Genomic DNA, 17364 nt, shown 5'->3' with positions numbered 1-17364 from the left:
ACGTCCGTACGAGCTACATCTTGTCGATGTCGTCCCCCTGCCAGGCCGCACCATCCCACAGCACATTGGCGGCGAGGGGCAGTTGGTGTGAGGCGCTTTCAACAATATGCATGAGGTAGCCGGCTGTATTGGGGAATGCAACGATGTCTCGGGCGCCCACTCCCAGCGGAAATTCGAAGCGGCGTCGTAGCAGGAGCTCCTCCTCAATGCAGTAAGCGCCCACAAGGAATCCGCTGCCAGGAGTTCTTTTTCGACGCACAGGGTCCTCATGAACCAGGACCGGATCGACCAAGAAGTCAGCGGACGTGGACCGGCACTGCGTTCGATTCATGTGTAACCCAACCAGCGGCACTCCGTCGCTGCGATTTTTGGTAAACGCGACCTCAGCGAGGGTCAATCCGCACCCATCGAGCAGTGACCTGCCCGGCTCACAACGCAGCTGAATTTGAGCAGCCCGCAGTGAGGAGGCGATGGACGACGATCCGGATTCGGGTTCGAAGTCGAGTATCCGGGTCAGCCAATGCCCCCTCACGAGGTCCTGGTGATACGGGTAGACGCCAGCAGTCGGAGCACCTCCGGACACGCCAAGCCTGTCTGATTTCCACGTTAGCGTCTCATCACCGGCGGGCAATTGTTCCAGGATTGACCAAAACTCTTCCCATTGCGATCCGCTATACAGATACGACATGGGTATTCCGCCCCCCATGTCGACGAATGTCGGTTGATGGCCCATGATCCGCAGCTCTTGGATAACCTTCAGTGCCTCGGTAATTCCGTGAGCGCGTGCGGACGCTTCGTAACCGTTGAGGTGGAAGTGAATGCCAGCAACCCTGATACGCGCCCCCGGCTCAATTTCGGAAAGCACTTCCAACCATTGGGAAGCAAGGAGTCCAAAGCGTGTAGGCGGGATCGAGGTGTGGGAGATGGCAAGGCGTAGGGCCACGATGAGGTCATCGCCCCGGTCACCGGCGAGGTCCAACAGGTCACGTAACTCGTCGTCGTTGTCAATGCTGATGGTCACTCGGGATTTCATGGCCAGCTGGAGTAATTCCTTGGATTTCACTGCAGCAGTGACGATGATGCGCTCTGCGGGAACGCCACGGTGAAGGCATTGGCGCAGTTCATTCAGGCTTGCAACATCGAGGCCACATTTTTCGCGGATCGCGGCGTCGATCGCCCCCATGGTCTTGTTCGCCTTACGCGCGAAATAGATTTGAAAGTCAATACCGTGGTCCGCTGCCGAGGCACGCAAATCATTGACATTTGATCCCAGTGCTGTGAAATTGTGGACATTGACAGGGGAACCGTGGCGCTCAATCAGTTCCCGGCACTGTGTGGGACTGTTGAGGAGTTCCTCCATCCATGGTTCCAGTCGGGCAGTCAACCGGGCAGTCCCGTACATTTTTTCGTTCATCATGGCTCCCTAGGGCTCGGCTGGTTCGGTGATGAGGGCTGCGACTCGGCGGGCCCACAAGCGGTAGTCCCCATGGAGGCCACGATTTAATGTGTCGTGGCCCAACGTCGGGTCCTCGGTGAGGCGGCCTAGTGCAGCCAACGATTCATTTCTGGACCCGTCATTGGCTAGGCACGTTCCGTCCGGCTCGGTAAATAGACCCCGCTCACCGGGTCTGATCAAGACCTCGCCGGCGTCCAGGAGTCCAGCGATCACTTCACTGTTGGGGCGGCCACCGGCAACCCGAAGGGCTCCAGGCCCTGGAGTTACTGCATCAATCAAGACTCCTTCCGTGGGCCAATCGTCACCTGTTGATTGATGGAGAATCCCAGCGTCAAAGAGGGCAAGCAACTTATGAGTTGTGAACTCCGGCGGGCCGAAGGTAAACCTTTCGAGGTTGTGTGCCACGCGGCAGAATTCCCGCCACGCTTGGCTACTGCGTGGTAATCGGTCCATCGCCTGTACCAGCTCGGCATAAAGTCCCGACCAGACCCTGGCCCAAAGCCACCCTGTGGTGAGTGGAGCCTTGCGGTGATTCACGGCGACGCTGTTCCGAAGATGCCCAAGGGCGTCCAGAGGCATCGCCACACTCGCACCGTCTGGCCCAGCTTGAACGGACCGTCCCGTCAATGCGGTTCGCCACAGAGAAAGCGGCGTCACCGGAGAGCCCATGATTCGAGCACATTCTTGGGCGCAGTGAAGCAGAACCGTCCACAGCCCGGCTAGGCTCACACCGCCGTCGGGCAAAGTGTCGTCGGGCATGGTGGCGCGGACCTCCCCTGCCCACTCGCGGATCAGCCGCTTGTACGGTTCCATGGAAGCGGAAATCTCTGCCGGAACGGTCTCGCTCTTTGGGTCCATGAGGAAACCGCTTCTGGAGGTGAGGGTGATGCGCCGCGGCTCACGTCCGCAGGCAACATAGCGCAGGCCTTCAACCATTCCGCCGTCGTTCTCCGACTGCCGCCAAGACCCTCCCCGCCCCTCGGTAAGGAGCAGCGCCACATCGTAGGCCGTCAGCGCAGCACCGCGAATCCAGACATCGGACTCCGGAGGAATATCTGACATCGATAGCGAGGAGTAATCACCAATGAGAGGGTGCTGATTGAGCGCACCCGGCAGCGGTTCCCAGAGAGGATCATGGGCCAGTCCGTGTCCCATAGCCAGGAGAACTTCCTCATACTGACCAGTTCCAAATGTCCCACTCACTTGCCAATGCGACTCTTCTCGTTCAATGGCTGTGACGGCGAAGGGTTTATGGATCAACGTCATGTTCGCGCATTGGGTCAAGAGTTGGTACTGCTCGCGCAGGTACCGGCCCACCAATGCCCGCGGTGGATATTTTTCTCCAGGGGATTCTGGTGCCGTCCGGGTCACCCACCCTGCGAAATCTTCGCTACTGATCGAGGATGATGCATCCACAATGCCCGCAGCAACGTTCAATCGCAGAACCTCTGGCTGATCGGTTCGCCATACACTGCCAGAACCAGGCGGCGAAGGATCGTAAACGTCGACGGCGATGTGCGAGTCCGCGGTCGACGGCAGGCTGTCGTGGAGTGCGAGGAGGGCAAAAAGGCTCTTCGGTCCCCCGCCCACCACGGCAATTCTGATCATTTCTCCGAACGATCGCTCGGCTCGGTGTTGCGCTCCAGCTCAGGTTCTTCATTGAGCGTGGAGCGAACCCACTCGTCGTTGTAGACAGTCTGCAGATAGGGCACACCGGTGTCGTGAACCACGAAGGCAATCCGGGCTCCTGCATCGAGAGTTGGCACCAACTGTCCCATGGCGGCAACTATGGCACCGGTGGATGCGCCGGCCAGAATTCCCTCCCGACGGGCGAGAAGTCGACAGCCACGTACCATCTCAATTTCCGGGATCTGGAAGACCATGTCTGGTTCTGCGGCTGAGGCAAGTTCTGGCAGGATGCCGGCACCGAGGCCAGGTAAGCGACGAATGCCGGACTCGCCGCCGAATAGAACCGAGCCAATGGCATCCACGGCGACGACTTTCGTGTCTAGGCCCTGTGCCCTTATATATTGCTGGCACCCAAGGAGTGTGCCGGTGGTGCTGGTGGCCACGAACAGATAGTCGAGATTGCCTCCTGAACCCGCAACAATTTCGGGCATGGTGGTACTAAAGTGTGCGCGGGGGTTGGCGAGCGATCCATATTGGTTGGTGGTCACAGCACCTGCGTGCTTGGCCAGTAGTTCCTGCACGCGTTGGCGACGCGCGGCGAGCTTGTTTCCTGCGGCAGGGGTCACCACACGGTCGACCGTTGCCCCATAGGCTTTCATGAGCTCCAGCGCCAACGGATTGGCATTCTCATCGACGACAGCAATGAACTTGATCCCACGCACAACACACTGCCGCGCCAGTGCAATTCCCAAGTTTCCAGAGGTTGACTCGATAATCATTCCGCCAGCGTGGAGCTGACCCGAACCTAGGAGTTCCTCAATGAGCCCGTTCGCCGTGCGTTCCTTAGTGCTGCCAGCGAGTTGGAGCAGGTCAAGCTTGGCGTAGATGGTGATGTCATGATGCTCAAAGAGACGGCTGACTTCCACCGTCGGAGTGACACACGGATTTAGCGTTCCTTGACTGTTCAAATTAGTTTCTCCCAGTTGTGCCTCGACGCACTTTCACGCCAATGGGTCGACGATAACATGCAGTCGGGGCTGATTTTTGGTTTCCTCAACGGCGCAAAAGCGGAACTGCATGCTCATTGATCAGGTGCTTCGGCTGGCACGGCTTCATGGTTCGCCGTCCCGTGGGTCCTGCGGTCCTCTTTCATCTCAGCCTCGAACAAGTGCCGTTTACCGTCTACAAGGGCCTGACGGACTTGCCTCTCTGCTTCCTTGAACTCGGCGTAATACCCGTCGTCATAGTCTTCAACGATCTGAAATGTCCAGCGTCCGCTGATGACATTGCGGCCAACTATCCGTTTTTCCAGGTTCCCTGCCAGTTCGTGATGGCCAGCATCACGAAGCATCGACACGGCCTCCCCCAGGGCCAAGTCTGCCCTTCCAGTTAAACGGTGAAAGCCATACAACAGGCCTCTTGCGTGCTCCACGGTTTCAAGGGCTTCAGATAGTTTCCCCAAGGCCGCCACGGTTGCGTCACTCACGCCATCGCCGCGTTGATGCTCGGCATCGGGTCCGTCGTGCTCAGTCATTCGATGTGCTCAGTCATGAGTCCCATGGTCCACAGAATAGAACAAAATAGATCCACATCGCCGAAGCGGCACGCAACTCCGGGTACGGCTTCTCGTTTCATTTGCTTCGATGGATCACTCGGCGGATCATTCCTTGGCAGTTCCCACATCTTCGACGTAGCTCTTTCCATCGCTATCGGTGAAAATCACCAGGCCGGGATCAGGCAAATTCTCTTGAGCTTCCATCGCGCGCCGAGTGGGCGGCTCATCAATCGCGGACCGTTCGGCATCACCGTAGAGGGCGCCAAGTCCCTTGGAGTCATCCGTTGCTTCGCCGAGAGGAATGGCCTCACCTTGTCCCCTCGAATTTTCCGCCTCGTCCACCGAGCTCTTGCCCATGTCGGCAAACGTGTGAACCCCTGAACGATGCCAGCTCACCTTGACCATGGCGGATCCGTCGTCCGGGGTTTCAACGGACGTCTCAATTTCAGCGTCCGGTGCGCCCATTTCGCGCAGTTTGGTTTCGTAGGAGCCGGTCAGTTCCTCGAGCGTCTCCGGGGTCCACTCACCTTCAGGCATACGTGTGGAAATCTCTACTGGTTCGGTGCTGTTGCTGTCCATCTGGTTCTCCTTAAGGTAGTCACAAAAACTTGGCCTTGCTAGAGACGGGGGCTAGATGCAGGGGTTAGGAATTGCGCAGCGAGGAGATCAGCTCATCCTTGCGCTGCCTCGAATATCCGGTAAGCCCAATTTCTTTGGCCTTGCCCCTCAGCTCCGCCACGGTCCATTCCTCATAGTCCTTTGATTTTCCGCCCTTGGCTGCCACGGCAGATCTGCCACGTTTTGCCGCCGCGTTTGAAATTCTGGCCGCCTTTTGTTCAGATGCGCCATCCTCTCGCTGAGCCGCGTACATCTCTGGATCTTTCAAACTAGGATTTCGTTTCGTGGGCATGATCCCAACCTTCCGTGCCTCTCAATGAGAAAAATGAGAATTCTGGGGGTATCTAGTTTCTGGCGACACCAGGAGTGAGCCGGGTGAGCCGCTGGCGAGTTTCCGCAGTGGCGACGTGTTCAAACAAAGTTTCTCCTCCGCATTCGCATTGGGAAATATCGTGACTCCTTGGACCGATGGACTGTAACCACCGCTAGCTGGCTGCACGCCACACCGCAAGTGTCACGCGGAGATTCCCGGCGTCATCGGTCATCTTGACTCTAGCGAGGCCAGCCAGAAATTTCCATGACACTGACGACGTCGGACGCCTGGGTTTAGCTCTAGGGCCGCGGATTTCCGGGCCTTGAATGCCCAAAAAACGGTTCAGAAATCCCTCGCGCGGCGTCCGGTCCAGCACGCCTTCCGCTCAAAGAACCACCGGGCAACCCTAGACTCATCCGGGAGTGCTGGTTAGCATGGAAAACGTTCCGGCCCCTGAGCAACGGGGGCGGCACACGTGAAAGTGCATGAACCCACGAACAGACACCACTGATGAGAGGGAACAGCCATGAATGAACACCAGCCCACCGTGCCCGAGCCATTTCCGGGATCGCCAGACCCCACCGATCCTCCGTCACCTGAGCCGCCTCAGCCGGACGAGCCAAATACGCCTCCGGCCCCCGTTCCAGAGCCGAACTACCCCGGTCACCCTGACCCGTTTTTCCCGGAAGCTCCCCCGGTAATTTAGCGCTCGAACAGACGTTTCCGGGATGTCGTTCCGATCATTGGCGCGCCTTCCTTACGGTAAAAGTCCATCGCACCCGCAAGCTCCCTACAGGAACTACGTACAGGAACTATGTACAGGCCCGCCGAACTTAGAACTAACTTAGAAGCTCCGAACACGACCAGCCATCCAGTCAATAGAGGAGAACATCATGAGCATCAATGAATCCACCAGTCACCACGGCGAACCCGAGGAAGGCGGCTACGGATCCCCCAGTCCGGAAGAGGAAATGCCGGATGATGCGGCCACCAACCCTGGGTCGCCCGATCCCACCCTTGCAGGTCAGGAAAGCGATGAGGAGGCGCTCCAAGACGACAAAAGCTTGGGCGCCCCGGACCGGAATTTTTTCCAGGAAGAGGATACCGGCAGCGACGGCGAACCGGGGGCTGGGCGTTTAGGTGGCACGGATGACCAGCTGCGCGAAGAACTGGACCGTTCAGGGCCCGATGAGACTACCTCCGCAGCAGACAGCGATGCGCCGATTGACGTCCCGTCCACTGACGCACCACTGGACGAGGGCAATTCCGGTCCAGGGAGGCCCGAGCGCGAGTCGTTCTCCTCAGAGTCTGATGCGGATGCGGCTGGCGACCCTTTGTAGCCGGCCGCAGTAAGGGGACGCAGTAAGGGGAAACAGTAGCGGGACACGCTAAGGTGGACGGCAACATGAGCTTTGAAGCAGATTAATCCCTTCAACACGCCTGGCCCTCAACAGGCCTGGCGTGGCTACGTCCGGGAGCGAACAGACCGCGGATACAGCAACAGCGCAAGCAACGTGCCCACGGCAAACAGTCCCGCCGTAATTGCTGCTGCCATGCCACCCAGCACCAAGTAGAAGATCAACGACGTGGTCCCGGCCACCAGCATGGCGACCAACCACAACACGAGCGAAACGACCCTATGCCCGGACTCCACCAGGCGGTCTTTAATTCGCAGGCCAAACAACTTTCTATGCATGGCGACCGGCACGAGCATTAAGCACGTGGCGACGGCGGCCAGTACCACCAGAGCAAGATAGAGAGTAATGCCCAACTGGTCCAATTCCTTGAACCGTTGCTGGAATGGCAGTGTCAGCAGAAAACCGGCAATAATTTGCGTGCCAGTCTGCATGACCCGGAGTTCTTGCAACAGGTCGTTCCAGTTTCGATCACGTTGCTCATTGCGGGTTTCGTTCCGACCGCTATCTGCCGCTTGCCCGCCCTCGAATCTTGAATTTCCAGTATCCTTTGGCTGCATTTTTGCCTCATCTCTGCTTTGACTAGGACACGGTACACGCGTTGGCGGCGAAAGGAGCAACCATGAGGTGGCAATTTTTCGGGTACCTAGCCTGCATCGTAGCTGTCTTGGTATTTATTCTGATCGTCGGTTTTACAGATAGCTAGGAGGGGTGCCTATGAAAAGAACATTGCACGAGAATGGTCTTGGCCTGTTCTTCGCCGTGATATTTCTACTGGCCCTCTTTGGCCAGGCGGTCACAGGGCACGCACTGTTTAACGAAGAGCAGCTCACTGCTGGTTTTCCCACCGTCAGCTTCGGACAATACATATCATCGTCCAGTTTTGGTGTGGACGTGGCGGAGAACTGGCAATCCGAATATCTTCAGTTCCTGCTCTACATTGCGGCAACTATCTGGTTGGTACAGAAGGGGTCTCCGGAGTCCAAGAAACTCAACAAGGCTGGAACGGGCACCGACAAGGAACAGCTGACTGGAGCCTTCGCCACGAGCGAGTCGCCTGCATGGGCCAGGATCTCTGGCTGGCGACAATGGCTCTTCTCAAACTCTTTGCTCCTCGTCATGTCCACCATCTTTTTCCTTTCGTGGTTCGCCCAGTCCGTGGCGGGCGTGAGCGCATTCAACGCCGAGCAGCTTCAGGATAAGCAGGAAACGCTCACCTGGGGCCAATACGTGATCTCCCCCGAATTTTGGAACCGAACCTTGCAAAACTGGCAATCGGAGTTCCTAGCAGTCGGCTCCATGGTGGTGCTTTCTATTTACCTGCGTCAACGCGGATCCCCTGAGTCCAAACCTGTCGGCGCCGCCAACGACGCCACCGGAATCACCGGGTAGTCAATCCGCTTTGCCTAGGACCTTCTCAGGGCGGCTACTATGATCTGCCCCACAAGCCACTGAGCCTGACGCACCACAAACGCTAAGGTTGATGGCGGTGCACTCCACTGCGTTTCTCGAGGCCACATGTCGAGAGGAACGGATGGTAAATAATCGTGCATCGATCCCTTCGCCGGTTTGCAGGAAGAACTTCATGACGCTCGCTCGCCCTTTGGCTAATAGATTTTTCCCGGCCGCGACGGCCTTGGCCGCGGCACTCGTTCTCGCTGGTTGCACGCCGGCAACCCCCACCCCGGATGGCAGCGCCGACGCTGGCACGCCTGTCACGGGCGGCACCTTGGTCTACGCTTCGGGAGATGCCGAACCAAGCTGCCTGGATCCGCACGTTGGTGGAAACTACCCGCAGGCACTCGTTGCCTCCCAGTACCTTGAGACGCTCTACACCAAGAACTCCGACGGCGAGCTGATCCCTTGGCTGGCCGAGGACTCCACAGTCTCCGACGATGGTCTGACCCGCACGGTGACGATCCGTGACGGGATCACTTTCACAGATGGCACTGCCCTGGATGCAGCAGCCGTCAAGGCAAACTTTGAACATCTTCTGGATCCGGACACCGCCTCCTCCACCGGATTCCTAGCTTTGGGCAAGATCGATTCCATGAAGGCCATCGATGCCCGCACCCTCGAGCTCAAACTCAAGACACCGGACAACTCCCTGCTCGAGTCCTTCTCGATGCCGTGGGTGGCCATCGAATCTCCGACGGCGCTCAAGCGCACTCAGGCTGAAAACTGTGTTTCTCCGGTGGGCACCGGTCCGTTCAAGATTGAGTCCTGGAAGAAGCAAGATTCCGTAAATCTGGTACGAAACACCGACTACGTCCTCCCCGACCCGACGGCTGCACATGCGGGAACCGCCTACTTGGATGCCATCACCTGGCGGTTCATTCCCGAGGCGGCAACTCGCTACGCGGCGCTGCAAGCCGGCGAAGTGCAGATCATTGACAACGCCCAGCCGGACACCATCGCCGCAGCTGCCAAAAACTCCACCATCAAACACCTAGATGCACCGCGCCCCGGAGCATCCAACCGGATCGAGCTGAACTCATCTAAGGCACCCTTCGATGACGCCAGTGTCAGGGAAGCTTTCATCCACGCGGTGAATATTAACGCAAGCATTGACTCCCTCTTCTTCGGCACCGCCACGCGCTCGTATTCTCCCCTCTCAAGCGCCGAACCGCTGGCCTACTCTGAAGAAGCCCTCTTCGAGTACGACCCTGCGAAGGCCGGCGAACTTCTCGATACCGCAGGCTGGAGTGAACGTGATTCCGCTGGATACCGTGTCAAGGACGGCAAGCGACTATCCCTGACCTTCCCGGTCAGCACCAGTCAGTCGATCCCTGCCGAACAGTCAATTTTTGAGCAGATGCAAGCTACCGCCAAGGAATCGGGCATCGAGATAAAGATCAACCTGCTCGATCTCTCCAGCTGGTACGGCGACTTGGCCAAGAACAATTACAACCTCGTCTCGGCTCCGTACACCAAGGTTGGTCCGAGCGTTCTGTCCGTCTTGTTCCACTCCGATTCGACTACTCCTGCACCCTCGGGCTATTTCGCTAATCATTCCCAGGTCAAGAACCACGATCTGGACGAGTTGCTTGATAAGGCAGGGTCCACCAAGGACGAGGCCGAGCGCAAGGACCTCTACGCCCAAGCTCAGAAAATGGTTCTTGAGGGCTACTACCTGCTGCCGCTCTACAACCAGCAGAACCACTTCCTCTACTCAGACAAGCTTAAGAATGTGGGCGCGACCACGGCAGTGGCCACGCCCACGTTCTTTGACGCCTGGCTGGCCAACTAACTTCCATCCAAAGACAGCCCACCAGTGAGTACTTCTGCAGCCACGCGCACCCGGTTACCTGACAGTGTTGGGCTAATCCTGCGATGGCTGCTAGCTAAGTTTGCTGGGGGCATCTTCGTACTCTGGGCTGTCGCCTCAGCAATCTTCTTCGGTATCCGTTTGATTCCGGGAAATCCTGCAGAAGCGATCATGGGCGGTCCAGGTTCCCAGGCCTCAGCCGAGGCCCTCGCAGCTGCCCGCACTCACTACGGACTGGACCTGCCGCTGTACGTCCAGTACTTTCGCCAGTTGGGGCAACTGGCGAAAGGCGATTTGGGTACCTCCTATTCGCTCAAGAGCCCAGTGTCCGAGGTGCTTGGCGAGCTCCTCCCCTCCACGCTGGTCTTGGCGGGGTTGGCGCTGCTGTTTGCTTGGATCTTGGCGCTTGTCCTCGCCATGCTGTCCACACGCAGCGGGGCGCTCGGTTCGGCGCTGGCTTCGGGACTGGAAATCGTCTCGGCGGCCGTGCCACACTTCTGGCTGGCCAGCGTGCTCATCATGGTATTTTCAACTTTGCTGGGCTGGCTTCCCCCGGTAAGCACCAATACTCTTGCCGGCCTAATTTTGCCTGTCATCACCTTAGCCCTGCCACTGGCAGGCTTTTTGGGCCAAGTCATGCGAGACACCATGATGGAAGCACAAAGGTCAGCCTTTTCCTTGTCCGCCCGGGCGCGCGGAGAATCAGAGATCGGCCTGTTGCTGCGTCATTCCCTGCGGCACTCCGCCCTTCCCGGCATTGCACTCTCAGGGTGGGCCTTGGGTTCGCTACTCTCCGGTGCCGTTGTGGTTGAATCCATCTTTGCCCGTCCGGGGCTAGGCCGCTCGCTGCTCTCCGCCGTCACGTCCCGAGACATCCCTTTGGTTACAGGCGTAGCGCTGGTATCGGCTGGCGCCTACGTGGTGATCATGGCACTGTCGGACCTTGCCGAACGCTTCGCCGACCCACGGATTGGCCGATCATGATCAACCACGAACCGCGCGTGCCGACGACAGATCCGGTAGTGACCCCGCGCGTAGCTCAAACATCTCGCAGGGACGCCAACGTGGTGCGAGGACTACTCAGACAGCTTCCCCGAGGGCTAGCCGCCGTCGTGCTTCTCTTCTTTATCCTCTCAGCCATCGCACCAAACTTGCTGGCGCCGGTGGATCCGCTAGCCATCAATCCTGTCGAAGCATTCTCAGCTCCCGGTGCCGGGCATCTACTGGGCACCGACGAATCGGGCCGTGACATTTATTCGCGCATCATCCACGGCTCAAGGTCCTCGTTGCTCATAGGGGCGGCGGCAACAGCAATTGGGCTCGGTCTCGCTCTGGTTCTTGGGACCATCGCCGGTTTTGGTGGACGGTGGCTGGACTTTGGCGTTGGCCGCGTCCTAGAGGTGCTCTTTGCCTTGCCCGGACTCCTATTGGCGTTGGTCTTCATCGCCCTCGCCGGACCAGGTGTTACGACTACCGTCATAGCCGTTGGCCTGACATCGGCGCCCGGATATGCCCGGATGATCCGTGCGCAGATCATCGCCCTACGTACCTCTCCCATGGTTGAGGCCGCAACCGTTCTTGGGCGTAGCAGGGCCCGTATTCTTGCCGTCCACATCCTGCCCAACGCACTCGCCCCCATTGCCGTACTTGCAACACTGGGACTGGGACAGGCAATTCTGTGGGCGGCTGCCCTGAGTTTCCTTGGACTCGGAGCACCTCCGCCAGCACCGGAATGGGGCACCATGCTTTCGGCCGGACGCACGTACCTTTCCCTAGCATGGTGGATGACGTTTTTCCCCGGATTGGCCATCGTGCTCGTTGCCGCAAGCTCAACCGTGTTCGCCCGATCCCTGAAGCTCGGAGGCACCCGATGACCAAGACCGAACCCATCTTGCGAGTCGAGGATTTACACGTCTCATTCGCCGATACCAAAGTTGTGCGCGGCGTTTCCCTCACGGTGAACCCTGGGGAATGCTTGGCGCTGGTAGGCGAATCGGGGTCGGGCAAATCGGTGCTCGCCAGATCCATGATGGGCCTAGCCGGCGCTGGATCCACGGTGCATGCCAACACCCTTGACATTGCCGGCCGAGACGCCCGAAATCTATCCCAGCGAAGCTGGCGTGCACTCCGCGGCAAGCACGTTGGTCTCATCTTGCAGGATGCACTGACATCGCTGGACCCGCTCCGAACCGTCGGCAAGGAAATCGACGACTCGCTCCGCCTGCACACGAGAAGCTCCGGGGCCCAACGCGCCGCCCGCGTTATCGAGCTACTAGAGGCAGTGGGTATGGATGACCCGGCACGCCGGGCAGGCCAACGCTCGGGAGAACTATCCGGAGGCATGCGCCAGCGGGCACTGATTGCCGCAGCCATTGCCTTGGATCCTGTGCTGATCATTGCTGACGAACCCACCACCGCGTTGGATGCGACGATCGCCGCATCAGTCATGGAACTCCTCGGCAGTCTGCGCCAAGCCGGTTCAGGCATGCTCTTGATTAGCCATGACCTAGCGGCCGTGGCAAACGTGGCCGATTCGATTGCCGTCATGCAGGCCGGGCGCATCGTGGAGCAGGGCTCGCGAGAACAGGTCCTCATGGATCCTCAACACGCGTATACGCGGGCGCTGCTGGCGGCAGTTCCAGCAGGCAAGCCACGCTTCACACGGCTCTCCCCCGACGACGACGCACCGGCGCCCTCGTTGCCTCTGCCCGGCAAAACGGTGCCGCCCCGGGGTGAGTTGGGCGCCGTCGTTCAGCCGCTGCTGCGCGCACGTGGACTCTCCAAGAGCTTCAGCAAGTCTAAGTCCGCCAAATTCCAGGCAGTGCACAACGTCAGCTTTGAGCTGTTACCCGGCCGCACCCTGGGCGTCGTGGGCGAATCCGGCTCGGGGAAGACCACCACAGCACGCATGGCCCTGGGATTGCTGCCCCCGGACACCGGAGACGTCGAGCTCTTCGGTGAACCCTGGAGCTCAATTCCTGAATCCGAACGCCGAATCCGTCGCCCGGCCCTTGGCGCTATTTACCAGGACCCGCTTTCGTCCTTCGATCCGCGGCTAACCGCTGCTTCGCTGTTGGCCGATGCCTTGAGTTTTGGTGCCACTCGGAATCCACGCGGGCACACGAGCCGAATCGCCGAACTGCTTCAGATGGTGGGGTTAGCGGCCGGGCTGGCCGGACAAAACCCCGCCACACTCTCGGGAGGACAGCGTCAGCGCCTGGCCATTGCCCGCGCCTTGGCCCCGGGCCCGAAGGTGCTGATTTGCGATGAACCGGTCTCAGCCCTGGACGTCTCCGTGCAGGCCCAAGTCCTAGACCTCCTTGATGAATTGCAGCAGCGACTCGGCCTGAGCTACCTGTTCATCTCCCACGACCTCTCGGTTATCAGGCATATGAGCGATGAGGTGCTGGTCATGCGCGCGGGGCAAATTGTTGAGTCGGGCGCAACCGAGCAGGTGTTCACCGATCCACAGGACGACTACACACGCACCTTGTTGGCCGCCGCACCGCTCCAACTGCGTGAACGCTGAGCTCCAAGGAGATCAAGGTTCCGGGAGAGGATTGCGACGGTGCCGATGATGCTTCTCGTAGCTTTGAAATACAGCGTCTGAGGTATCTCCCGAGTGCCGAAAATTCTCGCGCAGCACCCCTGCGAAATCGTCAAGGGCGTCGTAGAGCATGCGTCCTGCGAAGCTGAGATCTGTGTTCAAACTGGATTGGGCCTCCGCGGCCAGCTTTTGGGCATAGACGATGGTGGCCGGCAGAGACTCTCTTGGATGAGCTTCGTGAAAGTAATAGGTTTCGTTAAACGACACCAGGTCTATGCTGACCGCGGCAACATTTCTGGCGAACCCTTCAAGCAGCACTGTGGCATGGGCAGGGTCTAGCAAAGACAACCCTTGCTGGTCTGCGGCCTGCCTGAAAAGATTCAGTTCATGAGCAAGAGCGCGGCGACGACTCAGGGCCGGGTAGGTTTGTAGGATCCACGAGACGGTGGCAGTCAGCAACCCGAATCCAGTCACGGCCTGCGCCGCCGTAACGAGTCGAAGCACTTGGCCTGCTGGTACTACTTCTCCGTAGCCCACTGTGGACAAGCTGACCATGGAAATGTACAGGGCCTCCATGAGGTCCCCCCGGCGCGGCACGCCTTCGGCATAAACGAACCCGCTAGGAAGATGTGGCAGGTACACCATGGCCCACCCCACGATGGACAGCAGCGCCCACGTTCCAATCACGGCCCCCATGGCCGCAGGTGCCGCAACGGTTGAGGCCCGGCCCGCGAATCGTCGGGACAACAGCCACAACGCCCGCATGATCAGCCGACAGACCGGACCCGTCCCATGCGGCGAGAGGAGCGTTTGAAAGACATCAGCGGCCATCAGCAGAATCAAGCCAATGCCCACCACGGTGACCACAACGTCCAGGAAGTCCATGCTTCAGCCTACGCCCGGGCAGGCTGCCAGCCTCTATCACCCGGCCCGCACGAATGATCGTGACCCGAACACAGAGTTGCTCAACCTCGCTGAGGATACGACTGGACAGCAGAACGGTGGCAACGTCCGCGCTGACTCGGTGAATATGCCGCCTGAACACCGAATCCATGAGCGGATCCCGACCGGAACTGGGCTCATCTATCAGTTCCCGACGTAGCCGATCGTCGGATCCCCCACGCAGCCCCGTCAGCTAGTCAATGACTTCTAGGCCGGAAAGATTTGGACACAGGCTCACGTCCCCGGGGCATAGGTGATGTCCCGGGGATCCGGTGGCTTTAACGGCTGTGTCTGTTATTGACGTCAGGGCGGTTCCCGTTTCTCGGTCCAGCGACATGAATCTGCGGCGTAAGGGTTTCGTAAAGAGGCCCTCAGGCGGCGGTTATGCGGTGCTAGGCTCTGTGGTGAGCTCAGCTGCGGACCGGCAAAACAGGCTTCTATCGGCGCAGAAAAATACCGAGAATATAGCGAAGAAGGGCCCCCAATGCCGGGAACGGTCAGCAAGGCGCCGGACCGGTCACGTGACCGTGCAAAGTCGAGGCTAATAAGGGAGAACACCTTAGCCCGCGCGCTCCTTCACCCGTTCCGCACGGTTCCACTGGCATTCCTCGCCGCGATCATTGTTGGCGCCAGCCTGCTCATGCTGCCCGTCTCACGAACGGATATTGGCGCTGACATTCTCATGCCGGCCCTATTCACGGCCGTCTCTGCGGTTTGTGTCACAGGTTTGGTCACCGTGGATACAGCGACGTTCTGGACTCCCTTCGGACAGACAGTGATTCTTGGGCTCATTCAGGTTGGCGGATTCGGCATCATGACGCTTGCAACGCTGCTGGCCATGCTTGTCCGAAAGAGCATCGGTATCAGAGGCCAGCTCGTGGCGCAGACAGAATCGCACACCTTGAATCTGGGTGACGTGCGCTCGGTGCTGCTCCGGGTTGCCAAAATCATGGTATTTTTTGAGGTCTCCACCGCGGCAGTCCTTTCGCTACGCTTTTGGCTTGCTTACGACCACAACCTAGGTACCGCACTCTGGCACGGAGTCTTTCATGCCGTATCCGCATTCAACAACGCCGGATTTGCCCTGTACAGCGACAACCTCATCAGCCTCGCCGAAGACCCGTGGATCATCGTTCCGATTTGCGCGGCCATAGTAGTCGGCGGGTTGGGATTCCCCGTGATAATTGAGCTTCTCCGGGGTCGCAAGAACAGCAGGGCTTGGACCGTTCATGTCCGACTGACCGTATACGGGACGCTGCTGCTGCTCGCCATCGGGGTCGGATTCTTTGCGATCTTCGAATGGAACCGCGCGGAGACGCTGGGCCAGTTATCTACCGGGGGCAAGTGGTTGGCGGCGCTCGCAGGTGGAGTATTCCCCCGAACTGCCGGATTCAACAGCATTGATTACGCCGATGCGGCTCCTGAGACCCTCCTGATGACGAACATCCTCATGTTCATCGGTGGCGGCAGCGCCGGTACCGCCGGAGGCATCAAGGTTGCAACGTTCCTCGTCCTCGGATTTGCAATCTGGAATGAAATCCGTGGTCGGGAGCAGGTGACAGTGGGCCACCGGGCGATCAGCTCCGCCGTTCAACGCCAGGCAGTCACCGTCGCTCTGCTCGGGGTTGCCGCGGTTATTGGCGGCACGCTCCTCATTCTGATGTTCACGGACCATAGCCTTGAAGCCGTACTGTTCGAATCTGTTTCCGCGTTCGCTACCGTGGGGTTGAGCACCGGTATTACGCTGACGCTGCCGCCCAGTGCCCAGATGGTGCTCATAGTGCTGATGTTCATAGGTCGCATCGGCACCGTCACCGTAGCCTCCGCTCTTGCCGTTTCGTCGCGACCACGCCGGTTCAGGTTGCCGGAGGAACGGCCCATCATCGGCTAGGTAACGCTCGCAGGCCGAAGCCAATCTGTGATTGCCTCCTATGTGTTCAACGGCGAATTGTTCTCCGCTTCGTCCAACGAGTTGTACGTACAGTCCAAATACGCACACGATCTCGCGCACGGCATTGTTGACATGCAGTCGTCACAACTGTGGGATGCCTGCGCCATCGCCGCCCAAGGCACGCTCACGCATGAACGCCTTGGTGGCAAGCTATGAGCAGGTCATTAAAACTTTGCCGGACTGTTGCCCAGTTCTTCCGCGAGCAGCGTCACCCGGTTCTTGATGTCGTCACGGACCAGGCGCATCCGTTCCATGCCTTCGATACCGCGTTCGGAAGGTTCGTCCGTATCCCAGTTCCGGATCTCAATGCCAGGGACCGGCTCGACGACGGCCTCGCCGCCGAGTGTAATGATGACACCCACGTTGGCGAGCATGTCTGCCGTAATGGGTTTGGTGTGTTCACTGCTAATGTCTATCCCAACCTCGGCCAGGGAGGCCACGGATTGGGCGTTCAGGGCGGGGCCGGGCTTGGTTCCGGCCGTGTAAACGGTGACGGTGTCGCCTACGAGGTGCCGCATGAGCCCACCCGCCATCTGGGATTTTCCGCCATTCTTCACGCACACAAAGAGGACGCCTGGTTTGTTAGTCATCAAAAGAACTTCTTTCACTAGTTTGCCGAGCCTGCAGCGGTGAGTCCACTCAGGAGGTAACTGACGAGAACATCAATCTC

General features: G+C 59.0%; 17 protein-coding genes and 1 pseudogene. 8 read left to right on the top strand and 10 right to left on the bottom strand.

The features are described 5' to 3' along the window. Positions 1–13 precede the first annotated feature (13 nt). The 6 genes from ACP7B9_RS04025 to ACP7B9_RS04000 all read right to left on the bottom strand — a co-directional run bounded on the left by ACP7B9_RS04025 (position 14) and on the right by ACP7B9_RS04000 (position 5550). Positions 14–1417, bottom strand: a complete 1404-nt coding sequence (locus tag ACP7B9_RS04025) for an alanine racemase (RefSeq protein ID WP_425860982.1) — start codon at positions 1415–1417, stop codon at positions 14–16. Between the two features lie 6 nt (positions 1418–1423). After that, a complete protein-coding gene (locus ACP7B9_RS04020) occupies positions 1424–3064 on the bottom strand; it encodes an FAD/NAD(P)-binding protein (RefSeq protein ID WP_425860980.1) in 1641 nt (546 codons plus the stop codon). Then, complete coding sequence (locus ACP7B9_RS04015) at positions 3061–4011, bottom strand: pyridoxal-phosphate dependent enzyme (RefSeq protein ID WP_425860978.1); 951 nt, start codon at positions 4009–4011, stop codon at positions 3061–3063. The genes ACP7B9_RS04020 and ACP7B9_RS04015 overlap by 4 nt, the downstream gene beginning before the upstream one ends. Before the next feature lie 155 nt (positions 4012–4166). Further along, entirely contained in the window at positions 4167–4619 is a 453-nt protein-coding gene (locus ACP7B9_RS04010; RefSeq protein ID WP_425860976.1) for a hypothetical protein, read from the bottom strand. A gap of 126 nt (positions 4620–4745) precedes the next feature. Then, positions 4746–5219 (bottom strand): hypothetical protein, encoded by a 474-nt coding sequence (locus ACP7B9_RS04005; RefSeq protein WP_425860974.1) that lies wholly within the window; start codon positions 5217–5219, stop codon positions 4746–4748. Between the two features lie 64 nt (positions 5220–5283). Further along, positions 5284–5550, bottom strand: coding sequence for a DUF7218 family protein (locus ACP7B9_RS04000; RefSeq protein WP_425860972.1), 267 nt, complete (start codon positions 5548–5550; stop codon positions 5284–5286). Between the two features lie 914 nt (positions 5551–6464). Here ACP7B9_RS04000 and ACP7B9_RS03995 point away from each other — a divergent pair. Continuing rightward, on the top strand, positions 6465–6911 hold the full coding sequence (locus ACP7B9_RS03995) for a hypothetical protein (protein ID WP_425860970.1): 447 nt from the start codon (positions 6465–6467) through the stop codon (positions 6909–6911). 125 nt (positions 6912–7036) lie between these two features. Here ACP7B9_RS03995 and ACP7B9_RS03990 read toward each other — a convergent pair whose 3' ends face one another. Beyond that, on the bottom strand, positions 7037–7546 hold the full coding sequence (locus tag ACP7B9_RS03990) for a DUF6328 family protein (protein ID WP_425860968.1): 510 nt from the start codon (positions 7544–7546) through the stop codon (positions 7037–7039). A gap of 157 nt (positions 7547–7703) precedes the next feature. Here ACP7B9_RS03990 and ACP7B9_RS03985 point away from each other — a divergent pair, with 157 nt between their 5' ends. The 5 genes from ACP7B9_RS03985 (at position 7704) to ACP7B9_RS03965 (ending at position 13783) form a co-directional block, all read left to right on the top strand. Beyond that, positions 7704–8378: a DUF6766 family protein gene (locus tag ACP7B9_RS03985; RefSeq protein ID WP_425860966.1), complete on the top strand. Its 675-nt coding sequence runs from the start codon at positions 7704–7706 to the stop codon at positions 8376–8378. 193 nt (positions 8379–8571) lie between these two features. Beyond that, positions 8572–10236 (top strand): ABC transporter substrate-binding protein, encoded by a 1665-nt coding sequence (locus tag ACP7B9_RS03980; RefSeq protein WP_425860964.1) that lies wholly within the window; start codon positions 8572–8574, stop codon positions 10234–10236. A gap of 24 nt (positions 10237–10260) precedes the next feature. After that, positions 10261–11238, top strand: a complete 978-nt coding sequence (locus ACP7B9_RS03975) for an ABC transporter permease (protein ID WP_425860962.1) — start codon at positions 10261–10263, stop codon at positions 11236–11238. Beyond that, complete coding sequence (locus tag ACP7B9_RS03970) at positions 11235–12128, top strand: ABC transporter permease (RefSeq protein WP_425860960.1); 894 nt, start codon at positions 11235–11237, stop codon at positions 12126–12128. The genes ACP7B9_RS03975 and ACP7B9_RS03970 overlap by 4 nt, the downstream gene beginning before the upstream one ends. Then, a complete protein-coding gene (locus ACP7B9_RS03965) occupies positions 12125–13783 on the top strand; it encodes a dipeptide ABC transporter ATP-binding protein (protein ID WP_425860958.1) in 1659 nt (552 codons plus the stop codon). The genes ACP7B9_RS03970 and ACP7B9_RS03965 overlap by 4 nt, the downstream gene beginning before the upstream one ends. Before the next feature lie 12 nt (positions 13784–13795). On the opposite strand, the gene ACP7B9_RS03960 is transcribed toward ACP7B9_RS03965, so the two are convergent. Then, positions 13796–14686, bottom strand: coding sequence for a potassium channel family protein (locus ACP7B9_RS03960; protein ID WP_425860957.1), 891 nt, complete (start codon positions 14684–14686; stop codon positions 13796–13798). A 19-nt stretch (positions 14687–14705) separates the two neighbouring features. Continuing rightward, a pseudogene (locus ACP7B9_RS03955) lies at positions 14706–14888 on the bottom strand (ABC transporter); the annotation flags it as partial. Between the two features lie 339 nt (positions 14889–15227). On the opposite strand from ACP7B9_RS03955, the gene ACP7B9_RS03950 reads away from it, so the two are divergent. Further along, entirely contained in the window at positions 15228–16634 is a 1407-nt protein-coding gene (locus tag ACP7B9_RS03950) for a TrkH family potassium uptake protein (RefSeq protein WP_425860955.1), read from the top strand. A gap of 27 nt (positions 16635–16661) precedes the next feature. After that, positions 16662–16850 carry a hypothetical protein gene (locus tag ACP7B9_RS03945; protein WP_425860953.1) on the top strand — a complete coding sequence of 63 codons (189 nt, stop codon included), beginning with the start codon at positions 16662–16664 and terminating at the stop codon, positions 16848–16850. A gap of 8 nt (positions 16851–16858) precedes the next feature. Here the strand turns inward: ACP7B9_RS03945 and ACP7B9_RS03940 are convergent, their stop codons facing one another. Further along, positions 16859–17284 carry a low molecular weight phosphatase family protein gene (locus ACP7B9_RS03940; RefSeq protein ID WP_425860951.1) on the bottom strand — a complete coding sequence of 142 codons (426 nt, stop codon included), beginning with the start codon at positions 17282–17284 and terminating at the stop codon, positions 16859–16861. Between the last annotated feature and the right edge of the window lie 80 nt (positions 17285–17364).

This window comes from Arthrobacter sp. TWP1-1 (genome assembly GCF_049897845.1).
Taxonomy (GTDB): domain Bacteria; phylum Actinomycetota; class Actinomycetes; order Actinomycetales; family Micrococcaceae; genus Specibacter.
The sequence above is the reverse complement of the archived record's forward strand: the minus strand, read 5'-3'. Positions and strand labels throughout refer to the sequence as shown.